7 protein-coding genes and 1 pseudogene are annotated in these 5,876 nt (G+C 67.1%); 6 read left to right on the top strand and 2 right to left on the bottom strand.

The genetic code is table 11. The features are described 5' to 3' along the window. Positions 1 to 222: 222 nt before the first annotated feature. From IE278_RS41525 to IE278_RS43470, 5 genes and pseudogenes are all read left to right on the top strand, one after another. Positions 223 to 372, top strand: coding sequence for a lasso RiPP family leader peptide-containing protein (locus IE278_RS41525; RefSeq protein WP_246571831.1), 150 nt, complete (start codon positions 223 to 225; stop codon positions 370 to 372). 444 nt (positions 373 to 816) lie between these two features. Next, positions 817 to 2,463, top strand: a complete 1,647-nt coding sequence (locus IE278_RS41520) for an asparagine synthase-related protein (protein ID WP_189780212.1) — start codon at positions 817 to 819, stop codon at positions 2,461 to 2,463. Further along, the gene (locus IE278_RS41515) at positions 2,460 to 2,717 is read left to right on the top strand and encodes a lasso peptide biosynthesis PqqD family chaperone (protein WP_189780211.1); all 258 of its coding nucleotides are present in this window, start codon (positions 2,460 to 2,462) and stop codon (positions 2,715 to 2,717) included. The genes IE278_RS41520 and IE278_RS41515 overlap by 4 nt, the downstream gene beginning before the upstream one ends. A gap of 8 nt (positions 2,718 to 2,725) precedes the next feature. Further along, positions 2,726 to 3,148, top strand: a complete 423-nt coding sequence (locus IE278_RS41510) for a lasso peptide biosynthesis B2 protein (protein WP_246571827.1) — start codon at positions 2,726 to 2,728, stop codon at positions 3,146 to 3,148. A gap of 138 nt (positions 3,149 to 3,286) precedes the next feature. Then, positions 3,287 to 3,440: pseudogene (locus tag IE278_RS43470) on the top strand (IS630 family transposase); the annotation flags it as partial. 120 nt (positions 3,441 to 3,560) lie between these two features. On the opposite strand, the gene IE278_RS41505 reads toward IE278_RS43470, so the two are convergent. Beyond that, positions 3,561 to 4,973, bottom strand: coding sequence for an IS30 family transposase (locus IE278_RS41505; RefSeq protein WP_373312248.1), 1,413 nt, complete (start codon positions 4,971 to 4,973; stop codon positions 3,561 to 3,563). Positions 4,974 to 5,036: 63 nt separating this feature from the next. On the opposite strand from IE278_RS41505, the gene IE278_RS41500 reads away from it, so the two are divergent. Beyond that, a complete protein-coding gene (locus IE278_RS41500; RefSeq protein WP_189780213.1) occupies positions 5,037 to 5,585 on the top strand; it encodes a DUF4291 domain-containing protein in 549 nt (182 codons plus the stop codon). Between the two features lie 67 nt (positions 5,586 to 5,652). On the opposite strand, the gene IE278_RS41935 is transcribed toward IE278_RS41500, so the two are convergent. Next, a partial coding sequence (locus IE278_RS41935) for a hypothetical protein (RefSeq protein WP_213089792.1) occupies positions 5,653 to 5,876 on the bottom strand: 224 nt, incomplete at its 5' end.

Raw genomic sequence — 5,876 nt, 5'->3', positions numbered from 1 at the left:
CACAGCCAGATCCTCACACCACCCAAGCACCTGCACCCACAGAACTAACGAAAACCTCAGTAATACGCCGAAGTCAGTAATGATCGGCGCCAGAGCGGCTTCCCGCGCGTGGCACTCCGAATAGTAGTCACTCATGGTAGTCATTCAAATACTCTTAGGCGTTTGTCGAGGTTACTGTGTAGGAAAACCGGTGGCGATCGCCGGTTCGTGAAAGGAGCAGTCATGGAACAGATGCAGATCGTTGAGAACGAGGCGTACGAGGCGTACGAGGCGTACGAGACCCCCGAGGTGGTGGAGGTCGGCGAGTTCGGCGCCCTCACCCTCGGCAGTAACGGCTGGGGCATGGAGGCTTTCTTTCCCTTCGCAGCTTGAGGATCGGGTGCCGTCCGGGCTGCAGACAAAGCTCGCCCTGCGATAGGCACATGCCGTCCCGCCAGGAGACGGGTGATGGTGGCCGGGCCTTGCGCCCGGCCACCGCGCTGCGGAATCCGCTCCCTGCGACCTTGGGCGCTGGGAGGCCGGCAGAGCCGGTTGACGCATAGGGAGGATCCATTGATGGCGGGACGAGGTAGCACCGGTGCCGAGGAAAGAGCTGTGGTCGGGACGGTCGAAAGCGACAGCAATGGTGCGGGCTTCATTGTGCTTCCCGACGCGGACCGCGTCGCCGCGGCAGCGAATGAACTGCGTGCGAGTCCAGGCGCGCGTGTCCTAACCCATGCCTCGGGACGGCCATGGATTGTCGGCCACTGGCCACAGGGGGAAGTACGGGTCGTCGCCGCAGGGCGAACGCGACTGGCGGTGGCGGGGTTCTGCCCCGTGACCACGGCGGAACTGACGGAAGCCGCGACGCGGTTGACGGACGTTGCAAGCATCGACTGCCTGGCGTCCCTGTCGCGGGGCAGCGCGCATCTGATGGCCTCGGTCGCCGGCCAGGTCCGCCTGCAGGGCACCGCCTCCGGGGTGCGGGCGTTCTTCCATGCCCGCGTCGCCGGGGCCACCGTCGCAGCGGACCGCCCCGAAGCGCTCGCCGCAGTGACCGGAGCGGACATCGATGAAGACCTTGTGGCGTTGCGCCTCCTGTCCTTCGGTGTTCCGCACCCTCTGCGCGAACGACCGCTGTGGCAGGGCGTTCACCAGGTGCCGCCGGACCACGCTCTGCTGCTCGGAAGCGACGGCAAGCCCTCGACGGTGCGCTGGTGGACTCCCCCTACGGCCGCTCTGTCCCGGACACAGGGGGTATCGGCGGTGCGGCAAGCACTGTCCGACGCGGTCCACAGCCGGGTCGGCGCCGCTAACGACGTGGTCAGCACCGACCTGTCCGGCGGAATGGACTCCGGCACGCTGGCCCACCTCGCCGCTGGACAGGCCCGTCACCTGATCACCGTCCGCACCCCACAGCTTGACACAGCCGGAGACGACGCCCTGTGGGCAGCCCGGATTACAGCCCGCCTACCCCACACCCAGCACCTGACGTTGGACTACGAGCAGGCACCGACCATGTTCGCCGGGATGGACAGCGGCAAGGACATGGTCGTACCGGCCGAGCCTCCGTACTGGACCAGGGCCGGTGCACGGTTCGCCGATACCAGCGCGCGAGTGGCCGCCCTCGGCTCCCGCCTCCACCTGTGCGGCCACGGCGGCGACGAACTCTTTCACCTGCCGGCAGCCACCTTGCACAGCATGGTGCGGGCCCGGCCGTGGACCGGCATCCGCCACCTTTCCAGCCGACGCGCGCTCGCCCACTGGCCCTGGGGCGCGACCGTATCGGGACTGACCGACTCCCGCACCTTCCACGGCTGGCTGGAACACTGCTCGGCCGAACTGAGGAAACCTCCGCCCAGCATCTTCACCCCGGACCTCGGGTGGACCATGCCGATGCGGATGCCGCCCTGGGCCACGCCCCAGGCAGAACACGCCGTGAGGAACCTGCTCCTGCAGACCGCGCAATCACAGCCCCAGCCCCTGCAGGAAGGACGGGGAGCACACCGTGTGCTGGACTCCCTCCGCAACGCCGGGGCCATGGTCCGCTACGCGTCCTGGGTGATGGCCGCCCACGGGGCACAACTGGCCGCCCCCTACCTCGACGACCAGGTCATCACCGCCGCTCTCGCCGTCCGACCCCACGAACGCGCAACACCCCGCCAATACAAACCTCTGCTCGCCGAAGCGATGCGCGGCCTGGTACCCGACGACATCCTCGGACGCTCCACCAAGGGCGACTACACAACCGACGCCTTCGACGGCCTGCGCCGCCACAAGGCCACCCTCCTGCACCTGTTCGACGGATCTGAACTGTCCCGGATGGGCCTCATCGAGGACACCGCCGTACAGAACATGCTGCGCACCGTCCACACCACCGGGCAGTCACTGTTGGCCTTGGAACCCACCCTGGCGTGCGAACTGTGGCTGCGAAGCCTCTCCCGCCCCAGGAAGCACCCTGCCACCACCGCTGGAGAACGATGACCCTCGCCCTCACATCTGACGTGACCGCCACCCCCACTGAGCACGGAACCGTCCTGCTCGACCAACGCAACGGACGCTACTTCCAGCTCAACGCCTCCGCGACGCTGGCCCTGACAACCCTCCTCAACGGCGCCGACCATCAACACACCGCCGATGTCCTGCACCGGCATTACGACATCACCCACGACCGCGCCCACGCGGATGTGGCCACGCTCATCGACACCCTGCGAACCCGAAAGCTCGTCACCGCATGAGCGCCCCCATGACCCTGCAGAGCGGTCAGACCCCGCCCCTGCGCTGGCGCCTGCCCGCCCTGCTCGCAGTTGCCATCGCCCGCCCGCTCAGCGCACTGCCGCCCCGACGCATCCACGCCGCACTGCGCCTGGCGCGAACCGGCGCCGCACCGGCCGCCGCAGGGCGCACCCTCAGCGCACGCAACGCCGTCGTAGCCGTCAGCACCCGCTGCGCCGGACAGGGCTGCCTCCAACGGTCCCTGGCCACAGCACTGCTGTGCCGCATGACAGGCATGTGGCCCACCTGGTGCACCGGCGTACGCACCGCGCCCTTCCAGGCCCATGCCTGGGTCGAAGCAGAAGGCATGCCCATCGGCGAACCCCACCCGCCCGGCTACTACGCCCCCACGCTGACCGTCCCCCCGCCACACCGGACGGAACTTGTTGCTTGACCGCGCCATAAACGTGCGGAGGTCACCAAGTACGTCCGCTTCTACCGGCGCACCGTCAAAACTGCCGGCGCCCGCCGCGAGATACCGCTGTGGACCACTGTGGACCGCGGCGCGGGTGGCCACGCTGATCGGCAGGAAGTTCCACGCAGCCTGGCCAACCTCGCCGTCATGGCCCTCGACCGTCTGGAGGCACTTGTCCGCAACCGGCTCAAGCGCCTTCAGAACCGGGCTGAGATCCTCGACGGCTTTATCGCTGGGACTGGCCTCGCCCCACATCCCAACGTCACCCTGACAAGCCGAAGTCAGTAATTCGATGGCGCGCATCGAACGGTGCCCCCACGCTGGTCACCGTGGCAGAACCCCAGCACCAGATCCGCGCCTTTTACACCGCTTCCACGGTCACCGGGCCAGTTCAACCAGTCGATGCAACACCGGGTTGTTGTAGCGAGCGTAGTTGCTCTTCGAAGACTTCGGCGGGCGTCTTCCAACCAAGGATCTTGCGGGGCCGATTGTTGAGCGCGTATGCGACGGCTTCGAGGTCTTCGGCGGACCATCGGGACAGGTCTGTGCCTTTCGGGAAGTACTGCCGCAGCAGCCCGTTGGTGTTCTCGTTCGTCGGTCGCTGCCAGGGCGAGTGGGGATCTGCGAAGAACACCCGCGTTCCGCTCTCCATGGCGAACTGGGCGTGGCCGGAGAGCTCCTTCCCGCGGTCCCAAGTGAGGGTCTTGCGTAGTTGCTCGGGCAACTTGGTCATCGCTTCCATCAGGGCCGCGTTCATCGCGACGGCCCCATATCCGCCGAGCGACGGCCCGTTCTTGACGTACGGTTTCTCGCCCCAACCGTCCAGCCGGGGCAGGTGCACCAGGAGCGTGGAGCGGCTGCTGCGCTCGACGAGCGTGCCAATCGCGGACCTGCCCGTCCCAATGATCAGGTCGCCCTCCCAATGGCCCGGGACAGCACGGTCGTCGGCCTCGGCCGGGCGCTCGCTGAGAACGACGTCAGCGGTGACGTGGCCCTGCGGTTTGTTCCTGGCCCGCGCCCTGGGCTCCCGCAACGCACGGCCCGTGCGCAAGCACGTGACCAGCTCGCGCTTGAGTGTGCCTCGGCCCTCGATGAACAGCGACTGGTAAATCGCCTCATGGCTGATGCGCATGGACCCATCATCAGGGAAGTCGACCCGCAGTCGGCAGGCGATCTGCTCCGGGCTCCATGCCGTTGACCACCGCCTGTCCTGGCGATGGGGCTTGTTCAGACCCTTCCACGGCGGCGTCGCGGGACCTTCAACGATCGTGCCGTCGGGTCGGCGCACCTCACCGGCGAGCCGGTCCTGCACGTACTCACGCAAACGGGCGTTGTCCACGAGCTTGGCCGTCTTCGGTCGTTTCGCGGCCTGCTGCGCTTTCCACTGGGCCACCACGGCGCGATAGACCGGCTTACCGTTCCTGGTCGCGGCGTTGCGACGCAGCTCGCGAGAGATCGTTCCCGGGTCGCGGGCGATCGTGCGGGCGATCTCGCGCACGCCCTTGTCCTGGGCCTTGAGCAGGGCGATCTCCTCGCGTTCCGCGAACGACAGGTAGCGGCCCGAGGGCTCGTCCAGACTCAGCGGCGCCATCCCGCCAGCGTGTCGGAACCACCGAATCCCGACCGGCGCCGACACGCCGACCCCCTCAGCGGCCTGGACAGAAGTGACCCCCGATTCGATCAGACGCCAGAACTCGCGCTGAACAGCACGCGATGGCTCAGGCCGGCCAGGCGAGCGCATCGGCGGCCGCATCGCCCTGTCTGCGGCCCACTGCCGCCGCGCACCGGATGGTGCCTGAGGCATCTGCTTCCTCGGTCGTCCCACTGCACACCTCCGCGTTCAGAAGGTGTTGCGACGACCAGTTGAATCCGCCCCGTCTACCAGGCCTACGGGCCGGAGATCGGCCTTCCCGCGGCCCGGGACGGTCGCTTCCCGGCAGCCTGGCAGCGGGACCGGATGACATGGATCAAGCCCTCCTTCCTCTGGATGATGTACCGCTGCGGATGGGGCTCCAAGGACGGCCAGGAAACTGTCCTCGCCATCGAGATCACCCGCGAAGGCTTCGAATGGGCACTGGAACACGCCTGCCTGGCCCACTACGAGCGCGGCCTGCATCCTGACCGCGCAACCTGGAAACGCCAGTTGAAGCGCTCTCCAGCTCGAGTCCAGTGGGACCCGGAACGTGACCTACACCTGCAACCGCTTCCTCACCGGTCGCTACAGCTCGGTCTCACAGGAGAAGCCGCACACCGCTACGCGGACGAATGGACGGTCTCCATCACCGACATCACCACACTTGCGCACACGATTCACGACCAGGTACGGGACGGGGACCTGACTGCAGCACGACGTCTCCTACCTGCGGAGCATTCCTACCCAGCGCCCGAAGGAGGCTTGGGCCACTTGCACCGGTGACCAGATCCGCCGCTTGAGATGGCTTCTAAATCCGATGACCGATGAGACTCCTGTTATGACTCACCGCTCACGCGTCCAGCAGCGCGTAGCCGAGACAGAGGTGTAGCTGGTCAGGTCGGCACTCGCCGTCACCCGCCAACGCTGGGCGGCCGAGCAGCAGCCCAACCCCCGCCGGTCCCGCCTTGTTCTGGTCCTTCATCGGTCTCAGCTTCGGCATGATCGCGCTGGGCGGGTCTGTAAAGCGAGCGGTGTAACTGGGGTTGGTTTGCCTAGAGTTGGCTTGCGGTGAGG

Origin of the sequence: Streptomyces tauricus (genome assembly GCF_014650955.1) — a bacterium.
In the GTDB taxonomy this organism is placed as follows: domain Bacteria; phylum Actinomycetota; class Actinomycetes; order Streptomycetales; family Streptomycetaceae; genus Streptomyces; species Streptomyces tauricus.
Note: the sequence above shows the minus strand (reverse complement) of the source record. Positions and strands in the feature narration are given on the sequence as shown.